Below are 26,161 nucleotides of genomic sequence, written 5' to 3'. Positions count from 1 at the left end.
AAGATGGCGGTCTGGATATGGTATGGGATTCAATTATCACGCTTCCTGCGCTCAGCTTCAGGATGAGTAGCATAATAACGCTTCTTGTCGGCGTACATGTCCTCGTCTGCTTTCCTGAGCGCTAATCTTATATCCTTTGCGTCACTTACAACGCAGCTTCCTATGGCGAGGCTTACGTTGCCGGATTTCTCCGAAAGGTCTCTGACTTTTTGTATTTTATCCGCCACTTCCTCTTTAGTTGTGGAAGGAAGTATTACGGAGAATTCGTCGCCACCTGCCCTGAAGATCTGGTCAATATCAAATACTTCCGTAAGTATATCGGCAGCCTTTTTTATCAGCCTATCACCGGCTATATGACCCTCTGTATCGTTTACGCGTTTAAGGCCGTTCAGGTCAGCAAAAATAACACCAAGAGAATGACTCTTTTTCTCTGATGCCTGAGCTAACCTGTCGACAAAATTATTCATTGTATTTCGGTTCATGACGCCGGTAAGCATATCACGGGAACTGAGAGTTTCCAATCTGTCCAATAACAGATAATTGCTTATTTCCGAACTTAAGATAAATGTAGTTATTTCCAGAGTTTCTTTTATTTTATCTGATTTTTCCGGATCAAAATTGTCAGCCCATATATACCCTATAGTCTCATCACCTGATTTAATAGGGAAAAGGACAAGAGAAAAGATTTTCTCATTTATCAGCGAATCGTACCAGGCACGATTCTTTTTCTTCAAATAGTTCATGTCATTTTCATCTTTCAGAATCAGACAGTTGCTTCCGGAGATAGTATCCGCCCAAGTGGAAACCACCTTGTAAAATCCCTTTTCAATATGGAAGCCAAAGGGGTTAAGCTCTGTATCTTCTGCCAGATCTTCACTTAATACTCTGCAGGACTGCTCTTCATTGTTAAGAAGCAAAATGACACACATTTCCGCTGAGCACATTTGTCTTATGGACTTAACAACTTCATTCATGGCCTTTTCAAAGTCATTGTTTCCACTAAGAACCAGGCAGTTGTTTAAAACTGCTGCGGCTATTTCTCCTGATACGTCAGACATAGCTTCTGTATTGGGAGAGAGATCTATTTCCATGGTGTAGGTGCAGTAGCACAGATTATCATGGTCTGTCATAAGCGGCATAAAGACCATATTAAGCCATGCGCCATGCCTTTCGGGCCTGACGTAGGTATGAATCACTTTTTTATTCACCGCTGCCTGAATAGTAGCAGTCTCAAAATTGAGATCCTTAGGAATATAGTCCGTATATACAGAGTTTGGAATAAAGGTGCGATTCTCCATGTTGAGTTCCTGGATTGGATTCTCAATAGAATCTATATATGCTTTATTGCCTGCTACAATACGGATATCACCGGTCTTTCCATCCGGGAGCTTCTCCACTGATAAAACGCATGTAAATGCACCCAAGCTATTGGCAATTAAATCAAAATCCATAGTCATCTACCACCTTCCTAACTCTAATGATACGTTATTCAGCTAAAGAGAATTATTAAAAAAACCTAAAATATTAAGTGTAGGGAGAAATAGCGATTTAACAGTTTGATAATTCACTGTTAATTGGAAATATTTCTGTTATAGTAAAAGGATAAAAGTGAAGATTCGCTATGTACAAGCAATCTTCATGGGGAACTAAGGAGGAGAAAAACTATGACACCTAAGGTATTACTTTTTATTGTATTAATTGCAGTACTTGCGCCGGTTTATCTTTTGTTTGGGGTAGCTACATCCAAGAATATTAAGGATATGTCTGAAAAGAACAAGGAAGAGTATGAAAAAAACAGAGCAAAACACAGATATTTGTTACTTGGACAGTGCTGGGGAATGGGCATTGGAGTTATAGCAGGATGTATTGCAAATTATTGTATTTCCGGGAAAGTTTCGACCGGAATGTGCCTCGGGACATCATTTGGAATGCTTGCAGGTATGGCCATCGGTGCTATGCTTGATAGAAGAAAAATGGAGCAGGAAACCGAACAATAACTATTAGAGATAAGGGGATCCTCTCTATGCTTCGCGACGCAGATATCAGGGATGGACTTTGCGACTATCTTGAAACAAAATATGGAAAAATACGCTTCTTTGAAGAACTGACAATAGGAAAATCAAGAGCGGATATTGTCATGGTTACAGACGAGGGGCTCTATGGTGTTGAAATTAAAAGTGATGCAGACACCTATGAAAGACTTTCCAGACAGGTCAGGGATTATGACAGGTTTTTTGACTACAACTATGTTGTTGTGGGAACGACTCATGCAGGGCACATAAAAGAGCATGTGCCTGATCACTGGGGAATTATCACTGTTGAAGATGATGCCGGAAGCCTTGATTGCTACGAGATGCGTGCCCCGATGCGCAGTCCGAAGGTAAAGCTGAACAATCAGATGGGACTTTTGTGGAAGAGCGAGCTTGCTGTTCTTCAGGAAGAAAATGGACTATATAAATACTCCGATAAGAGTAAAATGTACCGCAAGAAATATCTGATGGAGAGTGTTGATAAAGAACTGCTGAAAAAGCAGATGCTTGAGGTACTTTTCGATAGGGATTACTCTATATTTGAGTAAGGAGGTGTTCATATGCGTCTTTTTATTGCAATTGTCCTTGATGAAAATATGACGGATGCCCTGACAGAGATGCAGGATGATCTGATGCGCGAAGGAATAAGGGGCAGTTATACGAGACCGGAGAACCTCCACATCACTTTGGCATTTCTCGGAGAAAATGATGAGCCTGAAAAAGTCATTGAGGTAATGCGGGATGTGCCTTTGAAGTCCTTTAGTATAAAGGCCTCAGGCACAAGGCGTTTTAAGGATATGGTGTTTGCGAACATTGAGGAAAGTCAGGAACTTCATGATTATGTGAAGCGCCTTAGAAAAGCTTTGTCTGATGAAGACATTGAGTATGACAGGAAAAAGTTTATCCCTCATATCACACTTGTCAGACGGGCGACCGGAAATAAGGATTTCCCCGGGCAATATGAGATTACTACCGAGGAATCGATGAGAGTAAAGGGAATCTCATTGATGAAATCAGAACGCGGAAAGCACGGAATGGTCTACACGGAGATTGGCTATGTGAGAGCTTTCTAAAAAAGATAAGGAGGAATAATTCATGCTCGAAGTAGGAACAAAGGCACCGTCATTTGAACTTCCGGATCAGAACGGAGTAATGCATTCGCTGGAAGAATACAGAGGTAAGAAGGTTATTCTCTATTTTTATCCGAAAGATAATACTTCCGGATGCACTAAGCAGGCATGCGGCTTTTCAGAGAGATATCCGCAGTTTACAGAAAAAGGAGCGGTTGTACTTGGCGTGAGTAAGGACACAGTGGCTTCCCATAAGAAGTTTGAGGAGAAGTACGGACTTGCATTCACACTGCTGGCAGATCCTGAGCGAAAGGTGATTGAGGCCTATGATGTCTGGAAAGAGAAGAAAAACTATGGCAAGGTATCCATGGGCGTGGTGCGGACAACATATCTGATAGATGAAGAAGGCATAATCATCAGGGCGAACGATAAAGTAAAAGCGGCTGATGATCCCGAAAAGATGCTTGGAGAATTGTGATGAGCTTTATGTAAGGATGTACCAAGGAGAAGGAGCGAAGAAAAAATCCACTTATTTTGCTTAATTATGAAAGTTTAATACTTTTTCAAAAAGGGTTAAGAGGCTGAAAATCCGGACCGATAAATATATCAGAAAGACAATCATACAGGGAACGAGACAAGCCTCCGGTTTCTGTATGGGAGCCTCCCGAGAAAGCCCGAGCTTTCAGAGGATGTATTAAAACGAAACGATAATAAGAGATTTTCTTCATTTTTTAACTCCTCCTAATATAAATATGTGACCTGAGTAACCTGATCAATGCAGAATTGACCAGGTTATTCTTTTGAACGAATCAGTGCAGAACAGGCCAAAATCAGTGTATGATGAGGCCTGTTCTTTTTGTGCGTTTATACTAGCATCTGAAAGCCACAGAAAAAGAAAATAAGGGTAGTGTTTTTGCTGTAAATAGATTTTATTTGAAGACAAATGAGGATTATATTCGTTATATAAACAAGTGAGTGCTTCAGAAGAAAGAGAGGCGTTAGTTATGAGTGAAAAGAGAATACACAAAAGTAATGATAAAAAGATCTGTGGCGTATGCGGAGGCATTGCAGAATATTTCGGCGTTGATCCTACAATAGTAAGACTTATTTTTGTTCTGGCAGTAATGTTTACGGGCGTAGGAATCCTTCCGTACATCATAGCAGCGATCATCATGGACGAATGTCCTGAAGGCGCAGCAGAAAAAACAACTTATAAAGAAGAAAACAGTTACTCGGCAAATAATAACTATTATGAAACAGATGAACCCGTTGGCTTCAAGTTCCCGATGTCATGAGAATGGGAGAAAATCATGAACAAGACACTTCGAAATGTGTTTGCAGCATGTGCAATAGTAGGTGGCATCTTATTACTTGGAGATGCGCTTGATGAAGGAAATGCACTTTTGATGTGGGAATGCATAGGAATCTTCCTCATAGGAGTGGGCTACCTTTTCCCGGTAAAGCAGGCTGCAAAGTATATACTTGAAAAAACAATTGCGTTAAAGAAAAAGGAAAAAGCTTCCGGAGAGGAAGTTTTCAAATCGGCGTGATAAAAAAAGGAAAAACTGAAGAATATTTTAACTACAAGGGCGGGGTACTTTTCATTTGAATTGTGTCCTGCCTTTTTCATGGGTATAATTATCAAAAACACTGTTGACTCTTCCCTTAGGGAACCCCTTAAGGTTGATTTATCAACAAGAAGGAGGTTTCGAAAATGGAAAAGAAAATGACATCCGGAGAAATGGCAAAGAAGGCGGGAGTATCGCAGAAGGCAATACGTCTTTACGATGAAAAGGGGCTTCTTAAGCCGACTGAGTATTCAGAGGGGAATTATCGCCTGTATGATGCGGCTGCGCTGCAGATCCTTGAAAAAATCGTGGCCCTTAAGCAGATAGGATTTTCTCTTGAAGAAATTCGCGACAATCTAAAGAGCGGTGAAGCAAGTGACATCAAGTCGGCGCTGGAGATTCAGCTCCAAAAGATGGAGGAAAAGAAATATCAGCTTGAGAAAATTACGGATGCAATTAAGAGGACGCTAGCCCGTAAGGATGATCTTGACTGGGATGATGTTGCAGGAATCGTACAGTATGTGAATGCCGATCAGTCAGCAGACGAGCGCCACTGGGATGCACTTAAGCACACAAGCGGAGAGCTCGACTGGTATGTAAGGATTTTCAGATCGCTTGAGATAAAAGAGGGCAGCAGGGTTCTCGACCTTGGATGCGGATATGCTAAGCTTTGGAGAAACAACTGGACCGAGATTCCAAAGGGCACAAAGATTACGGGATACGATATTCACGGAAGCTGGGCTGATGATTTTGCAAAGTTCATTCCGGAAAACAAGGAAACACTTCCCGAAGACGTAAGTATTGAGCTTGAATTTGAGGATCTTGAGGATGAGAAGACCTGGCAGAAAATAGATGCTACCGGAGAGTATGACGTTGTTGTTGCTCACTACCTTGACTCCGAGATAAAAGATATCGAAGCTATTGTAGCGCATGCAAGCAGCGTGGTTTCCGAAGATGGATATTTTTCATTAAACGGTGCCAACGTGGCAAAGTGGAATAAATATTTCAAAGAAGCTATAGAAGCTGTTGGGGTAGATGCATCTTTCATAGATGAAAAGATAGCTAAGCAGACAGAGAAGAGAAATCAGTATATAGCAATGATGGAGAAATACTTTGCAAGGGTTGAGTCAGTTATTTTGCCAAACGTTTGGCATTATACCGAGGCCGGAGAAATTGTAGAGAAGATGAAGGACTACTACAAGGATCAGGAGAAAGCCATCGTTCGCTACGAGGACAAGCTGCTTTCTTATTTCAAGGACAAGATTGAAAAGGACGGAGAGTTTGCTCTTGAAACCGGAAGCCAGTTCTGGCATTGCTATAAAAAGTGAAAAAAGTTGGAGGAGCTATATGGGGAACATTTTCATTGATGATACGAAATTCGTCAAAGATCAGTACAAGAATTCTAACGGACTAAGCACCAGAATCTCAATTCATGACAAGTATTCAACCAATAAAATGGGGCTGCATAATTGGTATTTTACAGTTATGAAGCTGGAAGAGGGCATGAAAGTTCTGGAGCTCGGCACCGGAAGCGCAGTTATGTGGGTAAAAAACAGAGATGTTATAGGAAAGCTGTCGCAGCTGGTTTTATCCGACATGAGTGAAGGCATGCTCGCTGAAGCGAAGAAGAACCTCGGTGAGCTGCCAAATGTTAAATACGAGGTCATTGATATTCAGGACATTCCGTTTGAAGATAATACTTTTGATGTAGTAATAGCTAACTGCATGCTCTATCATGTGCCGGATATAAACAAGGCGGTATCTGAGGTTCGAAGAGTGCTTAAAAGCGGCGGATGTTTCTACGCCGGAACATCCGGACAAAACGGCGTGCTCGAGACCATTGCCGACATTCTTGAGCAGGATATTTCCTATGAGAATAATTTCTCTCTGGAAAATGGTGGAGAGAAACTGGAGCCGTTTTTCACTAATGTCCGGATAGAGCGTTACAAGGATTCCCTTGAGATAACAAATATCGATGATCTCATGGACTACATCTATTCAGGCATCACCTTTGAAAAATCCTGTACTCTCTCACGAGAAGAGGTGAGAGAAAAACTACTGTCCAATATGGTGGACGGTGTTTTGAAACTCCCAAAAGATCCGGGAATGTTTGTAGCGTGGTGAGGGATATGATTTATCGCGCTCATCGGGGAGTTTAGCCGAAGAAGAAAACAAGCGCAGCGGTTGCGGCAACACTGAAAAGAAAGATTAGTGTTATAAATCTTATTTTTGCACCGCAGGTGTCTGTCTGGATTTCCGGAATTCCATTATTTGTCAGAACATGTACATTAAGGGAATCTCCTGCGTGGAGGTTCCTTTTTGCTGTAAGGACATCGCTTTGCTGCCAGTGACCGTCGAGATTATATTCAACACAATACTTTTCAAAGGTGTGATAATAGCTGGAACGGCCGCTGATGTAAGCCTTTTCCTTTACGGTGCCGAGGCTCTTTACTATATGTCCGCTATAAACGGATGCGCGGAAATAGTTGAACATGCCGATAAAATCCGATACCAGCATCCATATGAGTCTAACTAAGAAAAATCCAAGTATAGCTAAGAAAATATAATCTGTAGGTTTGTCAATCATGATGTATCTCCTTTATAACCGATTGTTATTTGCTGAGATAATCCCTTGTTTTATCTCAGTCTATTTATAATACAGATGGACTTTGGGAAATGTTGCAAACCGTACAGGAATTTTTGAAGCAGATAATATCACAAGAATTTTTCACAAATATTACACACTTTGTAACAAAGAACTGTGATACAATGCAAAACATAGTTTTTAAAAAGGAGATAAATGTTATGAAAAAAAGAATTTTAGCTATGTGTTTTGCGGTTTCGATAAGTACTATGCTTATTGCATGTGGGGGTGCTTCAAACAGCACTGTTGATGTTCAGGAAGAAGAGATAGCCGAGGCAGCTGAGAGTGAGGCTTCTGAGGCAGCAGAGGAAGCAGCTTCTGATGTAACAGAGGCAGATGTTTCAGATATAGTTGGTGATGTTACAGAGGCAGGCGAGCTTGCCGGAGAAGAAGCAGCAGATGGCGAGGACAAAGCAGCTGATGCCGGTGAAGATGGTGCAACTGATGCCGGCGAGGATAGCGCAGTTGATTACTCAGTCTTCACAAGCGCAAGCAGTGCAGACGTTGAGGCATATGCGCAGAAAATTGTAGATGCTACAAACGCAAAGGATTGGGACACAATCGGTGATATGATCGAGTATCCTATCGGTTCTGAGGAGCTTGGCAACCTTTGCAATAACAAGGAAGAGTTCGTTGCTTATGCTAATGACAAGGGCTTTGACGAAGAGGCACTTGCTAAGCTTCAGTCTTGGAGCGTTTCCGATCTCTGGGCTAATTACATGGGTGCAAGCATCGGCGACGGAGATATCTGGTTCAGAGACCTTAGCCTTGATAACCCTGAATTTAAGATTGTTTCATATCTCGGACTCTATGAGAGCGAAGCTGGTGGAGAGATATCAGAGTAATTACAATATAATATGGATTTGAGGATATGCCGTCATGCTGGTGCGTGGCGGTATATTTGTTTTATGGGAAATGGAAAATGCTCACGTGTGGAATTGTCTGAAAAAAGCCATGCTTTATGGATTGTTTACTGTTAAAAGGCTCTTTTTCTGCTATAGTAGAACTATGAATTTGAGGAGGAGAAAATGAAAACAGTTATTAAGTCGGATATTGTAGAAGCACTAAGGAAAGTAGGGCTTCAGAGCGGAGATACGGTGATGGTGCACGCATCTCTTAGCCAAATTGGATATGTATGCGGCGGAGCGCAGGCGGTTATAGAGGCTTTGATAGAGGTGGTGGGAGATGAAGGAACCATCATGATACCCACGCAGTCATGGAAAAACCTCGATCCCGAGACGGGAGTTCACTGGGATGCTGATGAAGCTGACTGGGACAAAATACGTGAAAACTGGCCTGCATACGACAAAGCTATCACGCCAACAAATACGATGGGCGCGGTTGCGGAAATGTTCCGCTCATGGCCGGGTGCGATAAGAAGTGACCATCCTGCGAGATCAGTAGCGGCCTGGGGCAAAAATGCTCAGTATCTAACCGAAAACCATGATCTGTCAAATATATTCGGAGAGGGATCACCTATTGGTAAGTTGTATGAGCTTGGCGGGAAGGTTTTGCTGATCGGAGTGGACTACGACAAAAATACTTCCATTCACTTGGCGGATGTTCGAGCTGAATATCCCGGCAAGCATAACTGCACCGAGCACAGCGCGGTTATGGAAAACGGTGAGCGCATCTGGAAAGCATACGAGACACTTTTTGTTGATGGTGAGGATTTTGTTGATATAGGAAAAGCATTTGAAGCTGTGAATGACGTGAATAAATGCATGCTTGGCGAGGCGGAACTAAGGCTGATGAACCAGCGTGAATTAGTGGATTATGCGGTGTCGTGGATTGAGAAAAACAGGAAATAGGAGGATGTTATGGAGACTTGGTACTATGTTGTGGAAAGTATAGACGGCGATTATGCAAATCTTCGCAGAACGGATATAGAATCCGATGATCTTAAGCTTGTTGCGAGAGCGCTCCTGCCGGATGGCATCGCAGAAGGAATAAAGCTTAAGTATGAGCTGATGCAGTATTCTATTATTGATGGGTGAGAATATGCGGATTGTAAATCTGATAGAAAATACCGAGGGTGTAAAAGGTTGTGCGAGTGCACACGGCCTGTCGTTTTATGTGGAGACAGAAAAGCACAAGCTTCTCGTCGACCTTGGACCTTCGGAGGAGACTATAAAAAATGCAGAAGTGCTTGGAATTGATCTGAAGGCAGTGGATACTGTTGTTTTAAGTCATGGTCATTATGATCATTCGGGGGGAATTATGCCCTTTTCATCAATAAATTCCACAGCTGCGATCTATATGCAGAAATCGGCGCCGGGAGAATATTACGCAGATGATGGAGTGGCAGAGGACCGGGATAGATACACTTATATCGGAATCGATAAGAATATCGCTGACTTGCCTCAGATAAAACTTGTCGAGGGCGATTATAAAATTGATGATGAGCTTACTTTGTTTATCATAGATGAGCGCGAAGAGGACGTTCCGTTTACCAATGCGCGTCTTCTGGAAAAGAAAGATAGTGGTTATATTAGGGACGATTTCAGGCATGAGCATTTTCTTGTTATCAAGGAAGGCGGCAGGCATGTTCTGATTTCCGGGTGTGCCCACAATGGCATTGTGAATATCCTGAAGGAGTACATCAGGAAGTTCGGGGAAGAGCCGGATGTGGTAATAAGCGGTTTTCACCTGATGAAGAAGACCGAATATTCCGAATCGCAAATGCGGGTAATCACTGACACGGCAAAGGAACTTCAAAAGTATCATACAATCTTCTACACCTGTCACTGCACCGGAATTCCGGCCTATGATGCAATGCATGAGATCATGGGTGACCAGCTTAGATACGTACATTCAGGAGATGAAGTGGTTTTGGGATGAATTTCTTTGTGATTGGTGAGAAGTAAGGAGCATGAGTTATGTTCTTCAAAAAGAAAAGCGAAAAGAAAACCTATGATAAGGAAAACAAGAAACCCGTGATCAAAGCCAGTATTTGTAATGGGGAACAGGTTGCAGGCTTTCTGGATGTTCATATGGGAACTTTCGAGGAAGTAATGCTGATTAGGGATTCGGAAGATCTTTTTCAGTTTAAGGATACGTATGGAATCAGCGGGGATATTGAGAAGATATACTAAGGCGGCATGAGGTTTATATATGAAAGATTTATCTGCGGGACAACAGAAAATAAGCTGCGTGCTTAAATTTATTACTGTGCTGTCGGCGGTTGTGGGAATTTTTCTCAGTGCTTATGCGGGCAGAAAAGTCTTCATGGGCGGATCGAGGTTTTTGATGTACTTTACGATTCAGTCCAATATTCTTATTGCCATCATCTGTGCGATAGGTCTTTTCCTGATTCTTGGGAAAAAGAAAATCAGCAAGACCTGGTATGTGGTCAAGTTTGTTGGCACGGTTTCAATAACGCTGACAGGCTTTGTGTTTGGCTTCATGCTCGCGCCTCTTCTTGGAGCAAATGCCTGGAATATTCAAAATACGTTGACGCACCTGATAGTTCCTGTTGTTGCAGTGCTGGATTTCTTTGTTATTGCCCCGAGTGCAGGGATTGCAAAGAAGAATGTGATATTTGTCACCATTCCACCCCTCCTTTATGCAGTCTATGCTGGAATCGGATATGTAAGAGGATGGGAGTTTTCACCGGGAAACAATTACCCTTACTTCTTCCTTAACTGGGGAAGCGCCGCCGGAGCATTTGGCTTCTCAAGCGAGCTCCCATATATGGGCACTGTGTGGTGGATACTCGCACTGCTGGCTTTCCTGATGGTTGTGGGCTACTGCTACCTTGTTATTGCGGATTTGATTGGGAAGATTATACATAGAGGTTAGGGCGGCTATAAGTCAACCAAGCCTGTAGATGTATTTTTGACTTACCAAAGGCAATAACAGGATGAAGGAATTTAGAAAACCATGGTAAAGAAAATAGTAATAAGAAACAGGCTTACTATGGCGCCGACTGTGAAGTTTGACTATGCAGGGTCGGATGGAAAGGCTACAGAGAAGCACATTGAGCATTACAGAGAGAGGGCTGAGCATGGCTGCGGGCTCATATGCGTGGATGCCTGTATCATGTGTCAACGGCATCTATGAGCCTGAGCTTGCGAAGTATCTTATTGAAAATGAGCTTGTCGATACAGTGGATCTTGGAAAAGCGATTCTTGCAGATCCAGCCTTTTGCGAGGCAGTATTAAACGGGACACCTTTCGTAAAATGCTTTGGCTGCCCGAACTGCCAGTATGGTCCCGGGATGCCGCACAAATGTCCTGCGGAAACTAAACGAAGCAGGAAATAAAGAAGGGGGGAATAGTAGTGTCAAAGACTATGCCATCGATTATCCTGACAATTGCGCTTTTGATCGGATTATTTTCCGGGACAGAATATGCAATTGCTGCGCATGCTGTAACCGGACAATATCCTCTAAGATATGAGTCAAACGGAGGCGCAGGGACTATGGATCCTATTGAGGTATCTATAGGAGATACCTTCGTATTTCCAGAATGTGAATTTGAAGCACCCGCGAATAAAACATTTTTGAACTGGCAAATAACAGGAGTTGATGGAATACATTATCCGGGCGATTCAGTAGTGATAGCTGCAAATTGTGTATCTGGAGGCGCTATAACCGTGACTGCGTATTGGACTAATGCACCTGCAGCCGGCGTAACCACACGTCCTGAGGAAAAACAGCTGACCTATTCGGGCTCCGCGCAGGAACTAATTACAAGCGGATCAACGTCAGAGGGCACCTTGCAATATGCCATCACAGATACAAACACTGCTCCGACTTATGATAAATTTTCTGCGGAGATTCCAAAGAGAACTGAGGTGGGAGTGTACTATGTATGGTACAGAGTGCGCGGAGATGCTACGCACAGTAACAGTAATCCGGTGAGCATCAAAACTGAAATAACAGGAAAATCAATCGCGGGAGCAACAGTTACGCTGAATGCTGCAACCTTGGAATATACAGGCTCTGAGCAGAATGTAAAAGTCGAAAAGGTTATGCTCGGAGACACAGTTCTTCCGGAAAACTGTTATGACATAACCGGAGATCTCACAGCAAAAGAACCCGGCACTTATAAAGTGACTGTCACCGGCAAAGGCAACTATAAGGATTCCGCGACTGCCGAGTGGATAATAAAAAAGTCAAGCGAGGAAAAAACACCTGATGCAAAATCACGTTTCCTTTCATCAGTCAAAGTAAAACAGAAGAAGGGAAAACTCATAGTCAGCTGGAGTAAAGGCACTGCATCAAAGTTCGATGTTTATGCGGCATATTGCGGCACTGATTTTTCCCAAAGGAATATGAAGACTACAGGCAGAACTACCGCAACTTTCAAAAAGCTTAACGGAAAACCGATTAATTTTAAAAAGAGCTTCAAGATCTATGTTGTGGGCTATGATAGTAATGGTCAGAAACTCGGGAGAACCATTACTGCACATGTTTCCGGAAAAGACAATAAAGAGTTTGCTAATGTCAAATCCATACATCTTTCCAAGAAGAGTGTTTCCGTAGAAGTTGGCAAGACGACAAAGGTTAAGGCATCTGTAAAGCTCGATGATAATTCCAAGAAGATGAAAGAGCATGCACCAATGTTCCGTTATAAATCTTCTGATGAGAATGTTGCTGCTGTAGATGAAAACGGAAATATCACGGGCGTTGGCGCAGGAACATGTGACATATATTATTATGCTGTAAACGGTATTTCGAAGACATTAAAAGTGACCGTGCAATAAGTGAGGAGTAAATGGAGAAACAAATAGATTTTACAGAAGGAAAAATATTAAGGCCACTGCTGGAGTTTGCAATTCCGGTGCTGTTTGCGCTGTTTTTGCAGTCCTTGTACGGTGCGGTTGACCTTCTGATAGTAGGAAAATTCGGAGAGTCCGCGGATGTTTCGGGAGTCTCCACCGGCTCGCAGATAATGCAGACAATCACGAACCTCATGACCGCCTTGTCCCTTGGCATCACTGTTTTCCTGGGACAAAAGATTGGAGAAAAAAAAGGAGAGGAAGGCGGAAACGTTGTCGCAAACGGAATAATGCTTTTTCTATCGCTGGGAGTGATTCTAACAATACTTATTCCCCTGTGTTCGAGCGGACTTGCAAAGGCGATGAACGCACCGCAGGAGGCGTTTGACCTGACCTCAGCGTACATAAGAATTTGCGGAATGGGAATCATCATAATAATAGCCTATAACCTAATCGGCAGTATTTTCAGAGGGCTCGGAGATTCTATCACGCCGCTGGTGTCTGTGCTGATTGCCTGCATTTGCAACATTGTCGGGGACCTTGTTCTAGTGGCCGGTTTTAAGATGGGAACCCGCGGAGCGGCGTATGCCACGGTGGCTGCGCAGCTTGTGAGCGTGATAATCTCACTTATTTTGATCAGGAAAAAGACGCTGCCCTTCACGCTCAGCAGGCAGAGCTTCAGCGTGGACAGAAGTATTATAGGAAAAATTCTTTTCATAGGTACGCCGGTTGCGCTTCAGGATCTTCTCGTAGGTATTTCATTCCTTGTGATCCTGGCAATAGTCAATGCGTTGGGACTTGTGGCCTCCGCGGGAGTTGGCGTATCGCAGAAAGTATGCGGATTCATCATGCTGATTCCGGCGGCGTTTGCCCAGTCAATGTCCGCTTTCGTATCACAGAACAGAGGCGCAAAGAAATACGACAGAGCCTTCAAGGGCCTAAAATATGCGATAGGCGTGTCTTTCATCTTTGCAGTGGTCATGTTTTACATGGGATTTTTCCACGGCGATATTCTGGCGGGACTTTTTGCTAATGACAAGGAAGTCATCATGGCGGCCTGGGATTATCTGAAGGCGTACGCCATCGACTGCCTGTTTACATGCTTTTTATTCTGCTTCATTGGATTCTTCAACGGCATGGAATATACGAAGTTTGTCATGCTTCAGGGAATCGCAGGCGCGTTCCTTATAAGGATTCCTGTGTCGTATTTCATGAGTAAGCAGGAGCCGGTATCACTTTTCAAAATCGGCCTTGCGACGCCGTGTTCAACCATTGTTCAGATCATAATGTGCTTCATCTGCATGTTTTATCTGCAGAGAAAATTGGGGGAAAATCATGAGCATTGAATACAAGAAACTGACGCAGGAGTACCTGGACACCATCATCAGCATGAGAATCAATCAGCTGACGGAGGAGTACACTTCAGAAGGAAAAACACCCCCTGAAGGCGTCGACCTAAACGCAGCACTTCGCGATTTTTATACGAAAAATATGGCTGCCGGCACCTATGTCTCATGGCTGGCATTCGATGGGGACAAAATCGTGGGAACAAGCGGAATGTCGTTTGCGGAGAAACCGCCGTACTTCACGTGTCCGTCCGGAAGGCTTGGAATCCTGTCAAGCATGTATACCGATCCGAATTACCGCAGAATGGGGATAGCAACCGCGCTCCTCGACAGAGTTGTCAAGGAAGCAAAGGACTACGGCTGCGGAACAATTTACATCACTGCCTCCAACATGGGCGTTAAGCTCTACGAGGCTTATGGGTTCAAGCATAATGGCAATTTCATGCAGTACAATTTTTAGTTAAGGAAAATGACTGAGGAGGTGCTTATGGCAGTTTACAGATGTAGAGCGTGTGGTTACATTTTTGATGAGGAGAAGGAAGGAAAAAGCATCCGTGATATCGATGTGTGCCCGAGATGCAAGCAACCTGACGATATGTTTGTGCTTGTTGAAGAAGATGGAAACACAGAAGGGAAGGAAGAAAAATGAGCAGCATAAATTATCATGCAGGCGATATAACTAAACTCAAAGTAGATGCGATTGTTAACGCAGCGAACTCGAGTCTGCTTGGCGGAGGCGGCGTTGATGGCGCAATACACAGGGCTGCGGGTCCGGAGCTTTTGAACGAGTGCAGAACGCTTAACGGCTGCAGAACCGGTGAGGCCAAGATCACGGGAGGTTACAACCTTCCTGCGAAGCATGTCATTCACACTGTGGGACCGATTTACAGCGGCAGTGCCTCGGATCCGAAGGACCTTCGTAACTGCTACTGGAACAGTCTGGAGCTGGCAAAAAAGAATGACCTTCACAGCATCGCTTTTCCTGGAATATCTACAGGAGTTTACGGGTATCCCAAAAAAGAAGCGGCAAAGGTTGCCCTCGCCGCTGTTAATGATTGGATTGCTGAAAACGTCGGATACGAGATAGAGATAACCATCGTGAATTTCTCGGAAGAGGATTATCTGATCTATCAGAAAACCGCGGCGGAAATGTTTAACTGATCTTCTGTCCTTTTCCCTTAAGACCTTTTGAGGGGAAGGAATTTCTTGTAGGCTTTAAGAACTTTCTTCGGAACCTTTACTTTTGCGTTCGCGTTTATCTTCTTAATATTCTTGTTCTTCGGACCGGTGAATTCAATTGTGTTTGTACCGATAACTTCATAGCTGTTTCCGTCGGAGCCCTGCTCAACAGCACCTACAGTCTGTCTCTCAGCAAAGGCAAAAGTACTGAAGTGCGTGATCGTAAATGAAATGGTTCCGTCACTGTTGAACCTCGGATGGATCAGGTCATCCCCAATGCCAGGTCATGATGGTTTTGCCATCTTTCTCCAAGTAAACAAAATAGTAAGCTTCCTGATCTACGACTGTGAAAATTGCGTGATGATCATCACTCCATTTAAGATTGGTGGGTGCAACCAGGGCTGCAGGCGTTTCTGTCTGAGCCGCGGATGTTTCTGCTGCAATAACGGTGAAGTTTGTTAATCCGATTACTGAAAATAGACACAGCATAGCTGTGGTGAAACATAAAAGATTTCTCTTGATTTTGTTCATTCCTCGCTCCCCTTATAAAATTTTCATACCCTCGGACTTTTATACTACATAAAAACTGTGAAATGTGGAATGTGGAAGGAAAAAGGTAAATCTTCCGAAGGAAAATTGCTAAGTGGATTTATGCAGAAATCATGGGTTACCAAGATAACATAAATAATGCATAGATCTGGGTATGGAAAAGATTTTTTGATGCCAAGAAAAAGTGGAAAAAAGAAATATCTTGGTAGAGCTGCTTCCAAGCACTACCAAGATATAAAGAATAGTCAACATATATTGGTACAACAAGTTTTGAACACTACCAAGAAAACAAGAAAAGCAATCGTATCTTGGCACAACAAGCTATAAACTCCTCACCTACTATATTCCCTCAGCCCATAATAATAGAACTTCCTGATCTTCTCCTTCAGGGATTCCGGCTCGATTACGATGGCGTCGCGGCCGAAACGCTTGAAGTACTCCTCAAGCTGGAGCTCGGGCCAATCAAAGTAATAGAGGTCACCTTCAATCTTGGAGACAAGTGGGCGGTTCTTGGTGATTGCCTTGAACTTTCTGACGCCATAAGGGTTGAGGCGTATGACAGCCTGCACGGGCAGACTCACAGAATGAGGGCTACGCAGAGCTTTTTCTCGAAGCTCATCCTGAATGTCCGGATTAAGCGTGAACGTGTCGGAGCTGACAAAGACACTTCGAAGCCTGGAGATGCGGAAAGTCCTGTGCTTTTTGGCGCGCCTGTCAAAGCACAGTAAATAGTTGCACTGCTCCTCCTTGGAAGGCGCAATGATATAGGGCTCAACATAGTAAGCCTTGTTGTCGCCGGAGGTTGTGGTTGTGAAAGAGAGGACCCGGTGCTCCTTCAGTGCCCGCGAAATATCCTCATAGCTGTCCTTGAAAATGATGGACTCTCGCTCGCTTCGTGGAATGGACAAGTAAGCATTGAACATGTCCTTGAGGTACTGTGAGAGGGACGTTTCCGCCAACATATTGTTCTCGATTATCTTCAGAATTTCATAGGAAGAGCCGCTCACAGTCAGGGTGAGCGCAGAGTTTTTGCCGCTCTGGTGGCGGTCAGCCTTAATATATGTGCTCACGATCTTATCTGCAAGAAAAGCTGCATCCTTCTTACTAATAGAAGAAAGCTCGCTAAGATCCTGCATAATATTCGCGAGCAGCGCCTCGCTGTCGTGCCTGTACTGATCAAAGTAGTTCACAATCAGCGTCTTGAGAAAAGCGTTGAGATTCACGCTTTCGTCATTCTTGGTGAACTCGAAGAGTTCAGCGTCATTTATAAGTCTTGATTTTGTATCCTCTGAAAGATAGATTTTATACTTTTCTGTCATATTGCACCTCTTTTATGGGGATGTATATTACATCATAAAAAACATATATAAACCATTTATAACATTATATTGGGGTCGCAGAAAAGAGTCAAACTGCATCTTTTTATCTCCAATACACTGCGCTATGATTAAGTCACAACAAAGACAAAGCCAAGTCACAAGTGGCCTGGCGAGTCACAAAGTCAAGTCACAACAGGCCTGGCGAGTTACAAAGACACAGACAGCAACTAACTTACAGGATAGCTAAGAGGTGAAGCACCGGATGAATAATCCGTGATCGCGGGTTCAAATCCCGCTCCAGCCCGGAAGGGTGTATGTGTCTTGAAAAAAAGAAGATACTAACAGCAATTAACTAGGGACGCGTTGAAAAGTCAGCTGTAGCATGATTTAGGCATTGCGGGGTAAGAGCCCGCGGCGCGTAAAAAACAGTATCTTGAAAAGCGGCTCATGGAAGCTACAGATCTGTGAGCAACAACAGGAGGAAACCAACATGTTATCATTCTTAAAGAAAGAAGCAAACATCACATATACAGAGAACGGCGCAGTTACCTATGTTTCAACACAGTCCGACTGCCTTGATCTTTTCGCAACAATAGGCGCGCTCAGAAGAGCTTCCGAGGAAGACATCATCACCAGATTCGTGAAGGCGTACGCTGAGGATGCGGACCTTGCGATGAAAATGCTCTTCTTTGCAAGAGACATCAGAGGCGGCCTCGGTGAGAGACGAGTTTTCAAGGTAATCCTTAAGTACCTCGCCGCTACAGAGCCTGAGTCTGTGAAAAAGAACATCGCGAACGTTGCGGAGTACGGCAGATACGACGATCTTCTTGCGCTCATGGACACACCTGTGGAAAAAGAAGTCATGAACTACATAGAGCAAACACTTCGCTCAGATATGAACGCCACCACTGACATCTCTCTCTTGGCAAAATGGCTCCCTTCCATCAACGCAAGCAACAAGGAAACCATAAGCAATGCAAAGAAGATCGCGAAGGCCCTTGGCATGACTGACTCCGAGTACCGCAGAACCCTGTCGGCACTCAGAGCGCAGATCAAGATCATAGAGAACAACCTCCGTGAGAAGGACTACACCTTTGACTACGAGAAGCAGCCCTCCAAGGCGCTCTACAAGTACAGACAGGCCTTCATCAGGAATGACGGCGAGAGATATCAGGCTTTCATAAATAGAGCGCAGGCAGACCCTTCAGTCATGAATACAGGCGCGCTCACACCTTATGATGTAATCGCACCCGTGATAGACAGAAGAGGTAAAACCTTCAGCGTGGAAGAGAGACAGGCGATGAACGCTACCTGGAACGCGCTCCCGAACTTTGCGGGCGCGGAGAACTCCCTCGTAGTTGTCGACGGCTCGGGCTCAATGTACGGCTGGGACAATCCCACACCGGCAGCAGTTGCGCAGTCACTTGGCATCTATTTTGCAGAGAAAAATACAGGCGCTTTTCATAATCACTTCATCACCTTCTCGGCGAACCCGAGACTCGTGGAGATCAAGGGATGCGACATAGTGGAAAAAGTCCGCTACTGCATGCGGTTCAACGAAGTCAGCAACACTGACATCGAAAAGACCTTCATGCTAATCTTAAGAACTGCCGTAAACAACAAACTCACGCAGGCTGACATGCCGGAGAAACTCTACATCATCTCCGACATGGAGTTCGACTACTGTGCTAATAATTCCGGAATGACCAATTTTGAGAACGCGAAGGCGCAGTTTGCAAGATACGGCTTCAAGCTTCCCCAGATAGTTTTCTGGAACGTGTCGAGCCGCAATCAGCAGCAGCCTGTAAAAATGAATGACCGCGGCGTGGCGCTTGTATCAGGCTGCAATCCGCAGATCTTTTCAATGTTAAAAGACGGCGATTTAGAACCCTACAAATTCATGATGAGCGTTCTTTCATCGAAAAGGTATGAAAGAATAGCCGCATAGCCGGGACCCAAAAAAGAAAACAGCCGAGAGCGTGCAATACTCCCGGCTCTGACAAAAAGGAAAAAACCAATGAACACAATAGAGATCAAAGGAAAAGTAAACACTGCTCTTTGCTTCGCTAAGGTGATCGAGGACGAGGCAATCGAGCAGATAAGAAGAATGTGCGACTACCCCATGACCGAGGGCTCCAAGATCAGAATCATGCCCGACGTCCATGCCGGGAAGGGCTGCACAATCGGAACCACCATGACCATCACAGACAAGGCCGTGCCCAACGTCGTGGGCGTGGATTTGGGCTGTGGCATGTACACAGTTAATCTCGGAAAACAGAACATCGACCTTGAGAAGCTTGATATGGCGGCTTTTACCGTGCCTTCAGGAAGAGAGGTCTGGGAGGGCAGAGTCGAGAAATTCGACTTAACCGAGCTTCGCTGCTACAGACAGCTGAAAGACACCAAGCGTCTCGAGAGATCCCTCGGGACACTCGGCGGCGGTAACCACTTCATCGAGGTGGACAGAGCTACTGATGGAACCCAGTATCTCATAATCCATTCGGGCTCCAGAAACTTAGGAAAACAGGTCGCTGAGCTCTATCAGACACTTGCCGTGGACCTTGCAAAAGGTATAGGAGATTATCTCGAGGCGAGGGATGAACTCATAAGAACCTACAAGGAGCAGGGCAGAAGAAGCGAGATCCAGGCTGCACTTAAAGAGCTCTACCATAAAAAGTATGTCGAGTTTCCGTCAACCATGCCCGAGGACCTTTGCTACTTATCGGGAAAATACCTTGAGGACTACCTTCACGATGTGGAGATATGCCAGAGATTTGCCAAGAGAAACCGCGAGAAAATGGCCGAGATTTTACTTGAGAAAACCGGTCTGTCAGGCGGGGAGTCTTTTCACACGATACATAACTACATCGACACCGACGAGATGATCCTAAGAAAAGGCTCAATCGCAGCCCACAAAGGAGAGAAGGTTCTGATCCCCATCAACATGAGAGACGGATCCGTGCTTGCGATCGGCAAGGGTAACCCTGAGTGGAACTACTCCGCACCCCACGGCGCAGGAAGAATCATGTCCAGAACCGCTGCGAAGAACAACCTATCCATGGAGGAGTACAAGGAGTCAATGAAGGGAATTTTCACATCATCCGTCTGCGAGGCGACAATCGACGAGGCCCCCATGGCCTACAAATCCCTTGACGACATCATCGACGTGATAGGGGAGTCGGTGGAGATCGTGGACGTCATGAAGCCGATCTACAACTTCAAGGCCTCAAACTGATATGTGCATAAGCCGTGAAAACTGAATAATGAACAATATAGGCTAAGCAATTTTGTTAATTGTTTAGCCTATTTCTCTGATGCCGGCGTAATTTATAATTGTTTTTGTAGCGTTAAGTCATGATTCTTTTTGTGACATTGGGGGAAATAAATATGAAGAAAAAGAGACGTCTGGTTTCTATTGTTTGCGCTGCCGTTCTGGCACTTTCAGGCCCTGGGGTTCTAGGGGCCGGAGATTTCACTTTGACTGCTCATGCAGAAGAGGAAGATCCGTACGAAATAGGTTTTTCTGATTATGCTATTGGAATTGCGAATGAATTTGGCGAGATAATTGATGAAGATACTATCTGTGATGGAGAAGGCCCCACTTATTCTGCAGTGTTTATGGATGAGGAGCTTGAAAATACCGTTTCGGATCCTGAGTATGAGTGGACACTTAGCAAGGACATACAAAAATATCTGTATATAGATGGTTCTGCTACCGGGGACACCATAGCTATTGCTACAAAGGAAGATGCTTTGCGGCAGCTTGGCGGCGAGGTATGTGCGTACGGAGAGCTGACTCTGACTGTATATAGTGATGATCTGGAAGAGCCCCTGGTGAGGGAAATTTCAATTAATTTTGCATTAGACGCGGCGTTCTATATTGCTGACGCGTGCCGAGTAAGCACAGAATTTCCGACACGCACTGTAAAAATGGAAGTTTCTGACAACATAGATCCAGACATGATTTCCTGGGATCTTTCCGGAGATTATGCAGATGACATTTTTTCTGTGAGCAAAACAGGTAAGGATATTACTGTAAAGCTGATGGATGACGCTGCAAACATTGTTGCTGAGAATGGCCTTGATAACGATGATTGCGGTTATCCACTTTATGCGGCAGATATGGAATTTTATTTGGAATCAAAGACCGGAAAGACAATGATGAACCTTCGCACTATGACTCTTGAATTTTATCTGGAGGATTTGTATGAAGTAACCTACTCTCCGGAGGAATTGTACTTTGTCAGAGGTGTTGCCGCAGAGAAGACAATTACGGCAAATATCAAGAACGCCGGCTCCAAGAACATAACTTACAAATGGTCACTGGATGGGTATGATCCGGAATCTGAGAAATGCTTTAAGATAACTCAGACTAATTCCAAAACCGTAAAGGTGAAATATAACGGCTATGCTTCAGAAGATGACTGGTTTGCTTTGCTTCTTGATATTGAAGTAAACGGCAAGCCGAAACCGCTATCCAAGGATACTGGAATCAACCTTTCTGATACGGAAGAAAAACCTAATAACAACGAGGAAGAATCGGGCTCCGGAAATAACGGCGAGTCCGGCTCAGGAAAAGGCGGCAAGTCAGGTTCAGGAAATGGAAAAGAGTCCGGTTCAGGAAATAGCGGCGAGTCAGGTTCAGCCAATGGAGGCAAGCAGGAGAATCCGCCTACCGTTCAACAGAACGAAAACCAGAACAATGACCAGGCTAAGAAACCCAAAGATATAGGCACACTGATTGAAGTTGCCGGCATGAATAATTACAAGTTTGTAGTTACTTCCAATACTGAAGGCGCTGCAACAGTAGCTTTCGCGGGATTAAAAAATAATAAGAAGGACAAAAAGCTCACAATTCCGGCAACTATAACGGATGAAAACGGCATTATGTATACAGTAACATCTATATCCGCTAAAGCCCTTAACGCTAATAAGAAAATCACTAAGGTCGTAATTCCGGAAACAGTAACTCTCATTGGCAAAAAAGCCTTTTACCAGTGCTCAAAACTTGGCACAATAATCATTAAATCAGAGAATCTTACCATAAGGGACAAGGCCTTCGGAAAAATTAAGAAAGGTGCAACCATCACTATATACGCAAGCAAGAAGTTGAAGTTTAAAAGAATGGTGAAAAAGATAAAAAAGGCCGGAGCCAAGAGTGCTGAATTCAAATACGAGAAAATTATTGAGTGTTATAAATAAATACGATTGCATTGGAAGGGGTCCTTTCTATTTTTTTTGCAGGCGTAGTTCCTGGCTTCTTACTAATTATCTTGGTATTGGAAATGGTAATAGTAATGGAATTGCTGTATATGCCAAGATAATTCTTATTTTTGTTTTTTCTTGGTAATGAATTGCTATTTTGGAACCAAGAAATTTTGCCTTAAGCGAATATCTTGGTTGTGGTCTAAATAAGCTGTACCAAAATATTTCTTGTTTTAGATTTATCTTGGCAATAAAATAGCTTTTTCGTGCCAAGATATTCTTGCTTTCACAAATATATTGGTAGAACTTGGATCAAGTCATACCAAGATATATCGTGCTTTAGATTTATCTTGGTAATGAAATGACTTTTTTGAACCAAGAAATATTATTTTTCACGAGTATCTAGGTATAGCCCATAACAAGCTGAACCAAGATATTTCTTGCTTGAGCTATATCTTGGCATTTGGACGTGCAAGGAGTTCATAATTGAATTCGATACTTGAAAAATGATTACAGAGTGATACAATTACATTGTGCAAAATATAATACAATTGTATCTTTTTATGCCTACCATTGGCGGGCCAAAGCAAGCGAAAGGGGAATTATTAAATGGAATTCAGTGATGTAGTAAAGAATCGTTATTCATGTAAAAAGTACGATACCAGAAAAGTTGACAGAGCTAGACTTAATACAATTCTTGAAGCAGGGCGACTTGCTCCCACAGCAAAGAACCTGCAGGAACAGCATGTATATGTAATTGAGTCGGAGGAGAATCTTGCTAAAATCGATAAGGCTACTCCGTGCCGCTATGGAGCACCAACAGTACTCGTTGTGGCTTTTGACAAGAACAATGTGTTCACATATCCCGGCGGCAAGAGAGATTCAGGCATCGAGGACGCGTCCATCGTGGCAACGCATCTTATGCTTGCTGCAGCAAATGAAGGCGTCGACAGCTGCTGGCTCAATTTCTTTGATCCTGATGAGCTGGCAAAAGACCTCGGCCTTCCGGAGAACGAAGAGATTCTGATGCTCCTTGATCTCGGATACGCTGCTGAAGGTGCCGGCCCGCTCGACAACCATAACAGCAGAAAAGAATTGTCAGAGACAGTTACATATATTTAAGGTAGAATGTATGCTTGAGAGTATATGTGAATAATGTAGGTTAATGTGTATGAGCTATGAAAAGCTGGTTAGGCTTTTTGTAGCTCATTGTTTTTAAGACGCGCCTGAGCGCAGGGGTATCTTGGAGCTGTCCCCTTACCAAGAAAATGTTGTATTCGTAAGTATTTTGGTAGTGCTTGGATCAAGTTGAACCAAGATATTTCTTGTTTTAGATTTATCTTGGTAAGGAAAGGGCTTATTTGTGCCAAGATATTTTTGATTTGTTTATATCTTGGTAGCAGCTGGAACTAGCTGTGCCGAGATATTACTTGTTTTGGTTCTATCTTGGTAAAGAAATAGAATTTCTATGCCAAGATATTTTTGTTTCCACAAATATCTTGGTAGTGCCTAGAACAAGCAATACCAAGATATATCTTAATATAGACTTATCTTGGCAATTAAATAGAATTTCTGTACCAAGAAATATTTGTTATCACTAATATCTTGGTAGAGGGTCGGAATATGCCATACCAGGATACATTAAAAAAATATAAAAGCTACGAGGAAATGGTAATTAGTCGTCGAAAAAATGTTAAAATATTAAGAGTTGGATTTACGGACTGAAGCAAACACTATAATGAGGGGAAATAAATGTCGGAATACTACGAACCTCAAATAAATATATCATCACCAGAGACTCACAACACCATGGGTGTGATAGTTGTGCTCAAAGAGAAAGTAGATGGTGAGATTCTAAGGCAAGTGGTAGAGGAGCTTAGAGAGAGGTTCCCTTACTTCTATGTGAAGGTAGGGCGCAGAGGCGGTGGCCAGACAACAGAAGAAAACAGAGCCGGTGGTCAGCCAACAGAAGCAAGCAAAAATGGCCTGACAACAGAGCCAGCCGACCTCATCCCCATCCCCAACGATCTTCCGATGACAACACGTAACACCTGGGAGCCGATAAAACTAAACTCAGCAGAGTCAAACTATCACCTCGCGGCCTGGAAATACGAGAATAAAAGACTTGCATTTGAGATAGATCATGCCCTGACAGATGGGGCGGGGATCATGCCTTACATAAAAAGTGCAATGTATCTGTACCTCTCGAAGGCGACCGGGAAGACCTTCAATTCAGAAGGATTCAGGCTGCCCGGCGACACGATACCCGAATCAGAAACAGGAGACCCCTTCAAGGACATAGATTTCACAGAAGTGGAAGAGCCATTCTACCAAAAGAAACCAATCACAGATTTCCTGCGCCTGGTCAATGAACAAGACTATGAAAAGAGAGTATTCTACCTGAAACTCCCGGAAGAACAAATCATGCAATATTGCAGGGACAAAGACGGAAGTCCAAACGTGTTCTTCTCAGTTATGCTGGCGAAAGCGGCAAGACGATATAAAACGAATGATGAAAAGCCGGTCACTGTTTCTATATGCACCGACCGCAAGGCAATCCTTGGAAATCATGACAATTACCGCATGTTTGCGGGGGACTGCAGACTGGACTTCCCCAAGAACAGGGACTTAACCGACATTACTAAGGCTTGCACAATAGCCCGCGGACAGGTGATGCTGCAGATTCAGCCTGAAAACGCGCTTTATGAGATCAAGCAGATGAAGCAGATGCAGCAGACGCCACCCGCACCTGATATTTCGTTGGCGAGCATCTGCGTATCCTATGTAACCGGCAGAAGCTTTGGCCCGCTTGATCCCTACATCGAAGAGATATATGTCGTGACAGCCCTATCCAAGATTACAGACATCCTTTGTGAGATTACCTGCATCAACCACAGCTTCTTCATAGCCTTAATGCAGCCGTTCTCATCAGAGGAGTACTATAACTGCTTCCTGAAGGAACTAGATGAAGCAGGAATCCACTATGAGGAACTATCTAGCGAACCCCTGCGCATCTGCGGAATCTAGCAACAAAACAGAATCGAGCCCCGGCACACTAGTCCCAGCCCAAAAAACATAACCCAATAACAGGACATAACCCATGAAAACAGTAAACGTAGTAGCAGCCGTAATCTGTGACGACTACAAAAACAAAACAAAAATATTTGCAACCCAGCGTGGCTATGGTGACTTCAAAGACGGCTGGGAATTTCCCGGCGGAAAAATCGAAGACGGCGAAACCCCGGAGGATGCGCTTATAAGAGAGATAAAGGAAGAACTTGCGACAGACATAGAAGTGCATGACCTCATCAGCATCGTCGATTACGACTATCCAACATTCCATCTGCATATGCACTGCTTCTTTGCAACTGTGAAAAGCGGAGAACTCTCACTTCTCGAGCATGAGGCAGCAAAATGGGTAACCAAAGACGACATAGACACCCTTGACTGGCTACCGGCTGATGAAGGACTAATACAAGAAATCAAAAAATATATATGAAGAAGTACTTATACAAGAAAAAATTCTT

Annotated in this window: 31 protein-coding genes and 1 tRNA gene; 28 read left to right on the top strand and 4 right to left on the bottom strand. The window is 43.8% G+C overall.

The genetic code is table 11. The features are described 5' to 3' along the window. Positions 1-29 precede the first annotated feature (29 nt). On the bottom strand, positions 30-1,451 hold the full coding sequence (locus tag BMW61_RS16010) for a sensor domain-containing diguanylate cyclase (protein ID WP_175475255.1): 1,422 nt from the start codon (positions 1,449-1,451) through the stop codon (positions 30-32). 213 nt (positions 1,452-1,664) lie between these two features. Here BMW61_RS16010 and BMW61_RS16005 point away from each other — a divergent pair, with 213 nt between their 5' ends. The 8 genes from BMW61_RS16005 to BMW61_RS15970 all read left to right on the top strand — a co-directional run bounded on the left by BMW61_RS16005 (position 1,665) and on the right by BMW61_RS15970 (position 6,792). Next, complete coding sequence (locus BMW61_RS16005; protein WP_091823906.1) at positions 1,665-1,997, top strand: hypothetical protein; 333 nt, start codon at positions 1,665-1,667, stop codon at positions 1,995-1,997. Positions 1,998-2,023: 26 nt separating this feature from the next. Further along, on the top strand, positions 2,024-2,578 hold the full coding sequence (locus BMW61_RS16000; protein WP_091823904.1) for a sce7726 family protein: 555 nt from the start codon (positions 2,024-2,026) through the stop codon (positions 2,576-2,578). A gap of 12 nt (positions 2,579-2,590) precedes the next feature. Beyond that, positions 2,591-3,103, top strand: coding sequence for an RNA 2',3'-cyclic phosphodiesterase (gene thpR, locus BMW61_RS15995; RefSeq protein ID WP_091823901.1), 513 nt, complete (start codon positions 2,591-2,593; stop codon positions 3,101-3,103). A gap of 22 nt (positions 3,104-3,125) precedes the next feature. Then, positions 3,126-3,578 carry a thioredoxin-dependent thiol peroxidase gene (gene bcp, locus BMW61_RS15990; protein WP_022762716.1) on the top strand — a complete coding sequence of 151 codons (453 nt, stop codon included), beginning with the start codon at positions 3,126-3,128 and terminating at the stop codon, positions 3,576-3,578. A 526-nt stretch (positions 3,579-4,104) separates the two neighbouring features. Beyond that, a complete protein-coding gene (locus BMW61_RS22745; protein WP_022762714.1) occupies positions 4,105-4,395 on the top strand; it encodes a PspC domain-containing protein in 291 nt (96 codons plus the stop codon). A gap of 15 nt (positions 4,396-4,410) precedes the next feature. After that, positions 4,411-4,650 (top strand): hypothetical protein, encoded by a 240-nt coding sequence (locus BMW61_RS15980; RefSeq protein ID WP_022762713.1) that lies wholly within the window; start codon positions 4,411-4,413, stop codon positions 4,648-4,650. Positions 4,651-4,814: 164 nt separating this feature from the next. Further along, a complete protein-coding gene (locus tag BMW61_RS15975) occupies positions 4,815-5,996 on the top strand; it encodes a MerR family transcriptional regulator (RefSeq protein ID WP_091823899.1) in 1,182 nt (393 codons plus the stop codon). Between the two features lie 19 nt (positions 5,997-6,015). After that, positions 6,016-6,792: a class I SAM-dependent methyltransferase gene (locus BMW61_RS15970; protein WP_091823896.1), complete on the top strand. Its 777-nt coding sequence runs from the start codon at positions 6,016-6,018 to the stop codon at positions 6,790-6,792. Between the two features lie 31 nt (positions 6,793-6,823). On the opposite strand, the gene BMW61_RS15965 is transcribed toward BMW61_RS15970, so the two are convergent. Continuing rightward, entirely contained in the window at positions 6,824-7,255 is a 432-nt protein-coding gene (locus BMW61_RS15965) for a hypothetical protein (protein ID WP_091823893.1), read from the bottom strand. A gap of 218 nt (positions 7,256-7,473) precedes the next feature. Between BMW61_RS15965 and BMW61_RS15960 the strand changes: the two genes are divergently transcribed. The 13 genes from BMW61_RS15960 to BMW61_RS15910 all read left to right on the top strand — a co-directional run bounded on the left by BMW61_RS15960 (position 7,474) and on the right by BMW61_RS15910 (position 15,543). Further along, entirely contained in the window at positions 7,474-8,157 is a 684-nt protein-coding gene (locus BMW61_RS15960) for a hypothetical protein (RefSeq protein WP_091823891.1), read from the top strand. Positions 8,158-8,340: 183 nt separating this feature from the next. Beyond that, entirely contained in the window at positions 8,341-9,123 is a 783-nt protein-coding gene (locus BMW61_RS15955) for an AAC(3) family N-acetyltransferase (protein ID WP_091823888.1), read from the top strand. A gap of 9 nt (positions 9,124-9,132) precedes the next feature. After that, positions 9,133-9,309 (top strand): hypothetical protein, encoded by a 177-nt coding sequence (locus BMW61_RS15950; RefSeq protein WP_022762706.1) that lies wholly within the window; start codon positions 9,133-9,135, stop codon positions 9,307-9,309. A 4-nt stretch (positions 9,310-9,313) separates the two neighbouring features. Then, positions 9,314-10,153, top strand: coding sequence for an MBL fold metallo-hydrolase (locus BMW61_RS15945; protein ID WP_091823939.1), 840 nt, complete (start codon positions 9,314-9,316; stop codon positions 10,151-10,153). A 38-nt stretch (positions 10,154-10,191) separates the two neighbouring features. Next, positions 10,192-10,407: an aspartate dehydrogenase gene (locus BMW61_RS15940; protein ID WP_091823885.1), complete on the top strand. Its 216-nt coding sequence runs from the start codon at positions 10,192-10,194 to the stop codon at positions 10,405-10,407. A 19-nt stretch (positions 10,408-10,426) separates the two neighbouring features. After that, positions 10,427-11,113, top strand: coding sequence for a Pr6Pr family membrane protein (locus BMW61_RS15935; protein WP_091823883.1), 687 nt, complete (start codon positions 10,427-10,429; stop codon positions 11,111-11,113). A gap of 81 nt (positions 11,114-11,194) precedes the next feature. After that, positions 11,195-11,374, top strand: coding sequence for an oxidoreductase (locus tag BMW61_RS23095; RefSeq protein ID WP_139176381.1), 180 nt, complete (start codon positions 11,195-11,197; stop codon positions 11,372-11,374). After that, the gene (locus tag BMW61_RS15930) at positions 11,319-11,576 is read left to right on the top strand and encodes a hypothetical protein (RefSeq protein ID WP_091823880.1); all 258 of its coding nucleotides are present in this window, start codon (positions 11,319-11,321) and stop codon (positions 11,574-11,576) included. Before BMW61_RS23095 ends, BMW61_RS15930 begins: the two co-directional genes overlap by 56 nt. A gap of 17 nt (positions 11,577-11,593) precedes the next feature. Next, on the top strand, positions 11,594-13,021 hold the full coding sequence (locus BMW61_RS15925) for an Ig-like domain-containing protein (protein ID WP_091823877.1): 1,428 nt from the start codon (positions 11,594-11,596) through the stop codon (positions 13,019-13,021). A gap of 11 nt (positions 13,022-13,032) precedes the next feature. Beyond that, complete coding sequence (locus BMW61_RS15920; protein WP_091823875.1) at positions 13,033-14,382, top strand: MATE family efflux transporter; 1,350 nt, start codon at positions 13,033-13,035, stop codon at positions 14,380-14,382. Beyond that, complete coding sequence (locus BMW61_RS15915) at positions 14,372-14,842, top strand: GNAT family N-acetyltransferase (RefSeq protein WP_091823873.1); 471 nt, start codon at positions 14,372-14,374, stop codon at positions 14,840-14,842. Before BMW61_RS15920 ends, BMW61_RS15915 begins: the two co-directional genes overlap by 11 nt. A 27-nt stretch (positions 14,843-14,869) precedes the next feature. Further along, complete coding sequence (locus BMW61_RS22060; protein ID WP_022762698.1) at positions 14,870-15,031, top strand: hypothetical protein; 162 nt, start codon at positions 14,870-14,872, stop codon at positions 15,029-15,031. Beyond that, the gene (locus BMW61_RS15910) at positions 15,028-15,543 is read left to right on the top strand and encodes an O-acetyl-ADP-ribose deacetylase (protein WP_091823870.1); all 516 of its coding nucleotides are present in this window, start codon (positions 15,028-15,030) and stop codon (positions 15,541-15,543) included. The genes BMW61_RS22060 and BMW61_RS15910 overlap by 4 nt, the downstream gene beginning before the upstream one ends. Positions 15,544-15,828: 285 nt before the next feature. Here the strand turns inward: BMW61_RS15910 and BMW61_RS15905 are convergent, their stop codons facing one another. Next, positions 15,829-16,092: a hypothetical protein gene (locus BMW61_RS15905; protein ID WP_022762696.1), complete on the bottom strand. Its 264-nt coding sequence runs from the start codon at positions 16,090-16,092 to the stop codon at positions 15,829-15,831. Positions 16,093-16,442: 350 nt separating this feature from the next. Continuing rightward, a complete protein-coding gene (locus BMW61_RS15900) occupies positions 16,443-17,429 on the bottom strand; it encodes a WYL domain-containing protein (RefSeq protein WP_091823867.1) in 987 nt (328 codons plus the stop codon). Positions 17,430-17,666: 237 nt separating this feature from the next. On the opposite strand from BMW61_RS15900, the gene BMW61_RS15895 reads away from it, so the two are divergent. The 7 genes from BMW61_RS15895 to BMW61_RS15865 all read left to right on the top strand — a co-directional run bounded on the left by BMW61_RS15895 (position 17,667) and on the right by BMW61_RS15865 (position 26,133). Beyond that, a tRNA-Ile gene (locus BMW61_RS15895) sits at positions 17,667-17,730 on the top strand. 189 nt (positions 17,731-17,919) lie between these two features. Further along, positions 17,920-19,377 (top strand): DUF2828 family protein, encoded by a 1,458-nt coding sequence (locus tag BMW61_RS15890; protein WP_091823865.1) that lies wholly within the window; start codon positions 17,920-17,922, stop codon positions 19,375-19,377. A 69-nt stretch (positions 19,378-19,446) separates the two neighbouring features. Then, complete coding sequence (locus BMW61_RS15885) at positions 19,447-20,664, top strand: RtcB family protein (protein WP_091823862.1); 1,218 nt, start codon at positions 19,447-19,449, stop codon at positions 20,662-20,664. A 152-nt stretch (positions 20,665-20,816) separates the two neighbouring features. Then, positions 20,817-22,631 (top strand): leucine-rich repeat protein, encoded by a 1,815-nt coding sequence (locus BMW61_RS15880; protein ID WP_091823859.1) that lies wholly within the window; start codon positions 20,817-20,819, stop codon positions 22,629-22,631. A 612-nt stretch (positions 22,632-23,243) separates the two neighbouring features. Next, a complete protein-coding gene (locus BMW61_RS15875; RefSeq protein ID WP_091823856.1) occupies positions 23,244-23,756 on the top strand; it encodes a nitroreductase family protein in 513 nt (170 codons plus the stop codon). Positions 23,757-24,386: 630 nt separating this feature from the next. Further along, the gene (locus BMW61_RS15870; RefSeq protein ID WP_091823853.1) at positions 24,387-25,661 is read left to right on the top strand and encodes a hypothetical protein; all 1,275 of its coding nucleotides are present in this window, start codon (positions 24,387-24,389) and stop codon (positions 25,659-25,661) included. A 73-nt stretch (positions 25,662-25,734) separates the two neighbouring features. Beyond that, on the top strand, positions 25,735-26,133 hold the full coding sequence (locus BMW61_RS15865) for a (deoxy)nucleoside triphosphate pyrophosphohydrolase (protein WP_091823851.1): 399 nt from the start codon (positions 25,735-25,737) through the stop codon (positions 26,131-26,133). Positions 26,134-26,161: the final 28 nt, after the last annotated feature.

Origin of the sequence: Butyrivibrio sp. ob235 (assembly GCF_900109475.1) — a bacterium.
Classification (GTDB): Bacteria; Bacillota; Clostridia; order Lachnospirales; family Lachnospiraceae; genus Butyrivibrio.
The sequence above is the reverse complement of the archived record's forward strand: the minus strand, read 5'-3'. Positions and strand labels throughout refer to the sequence as shown.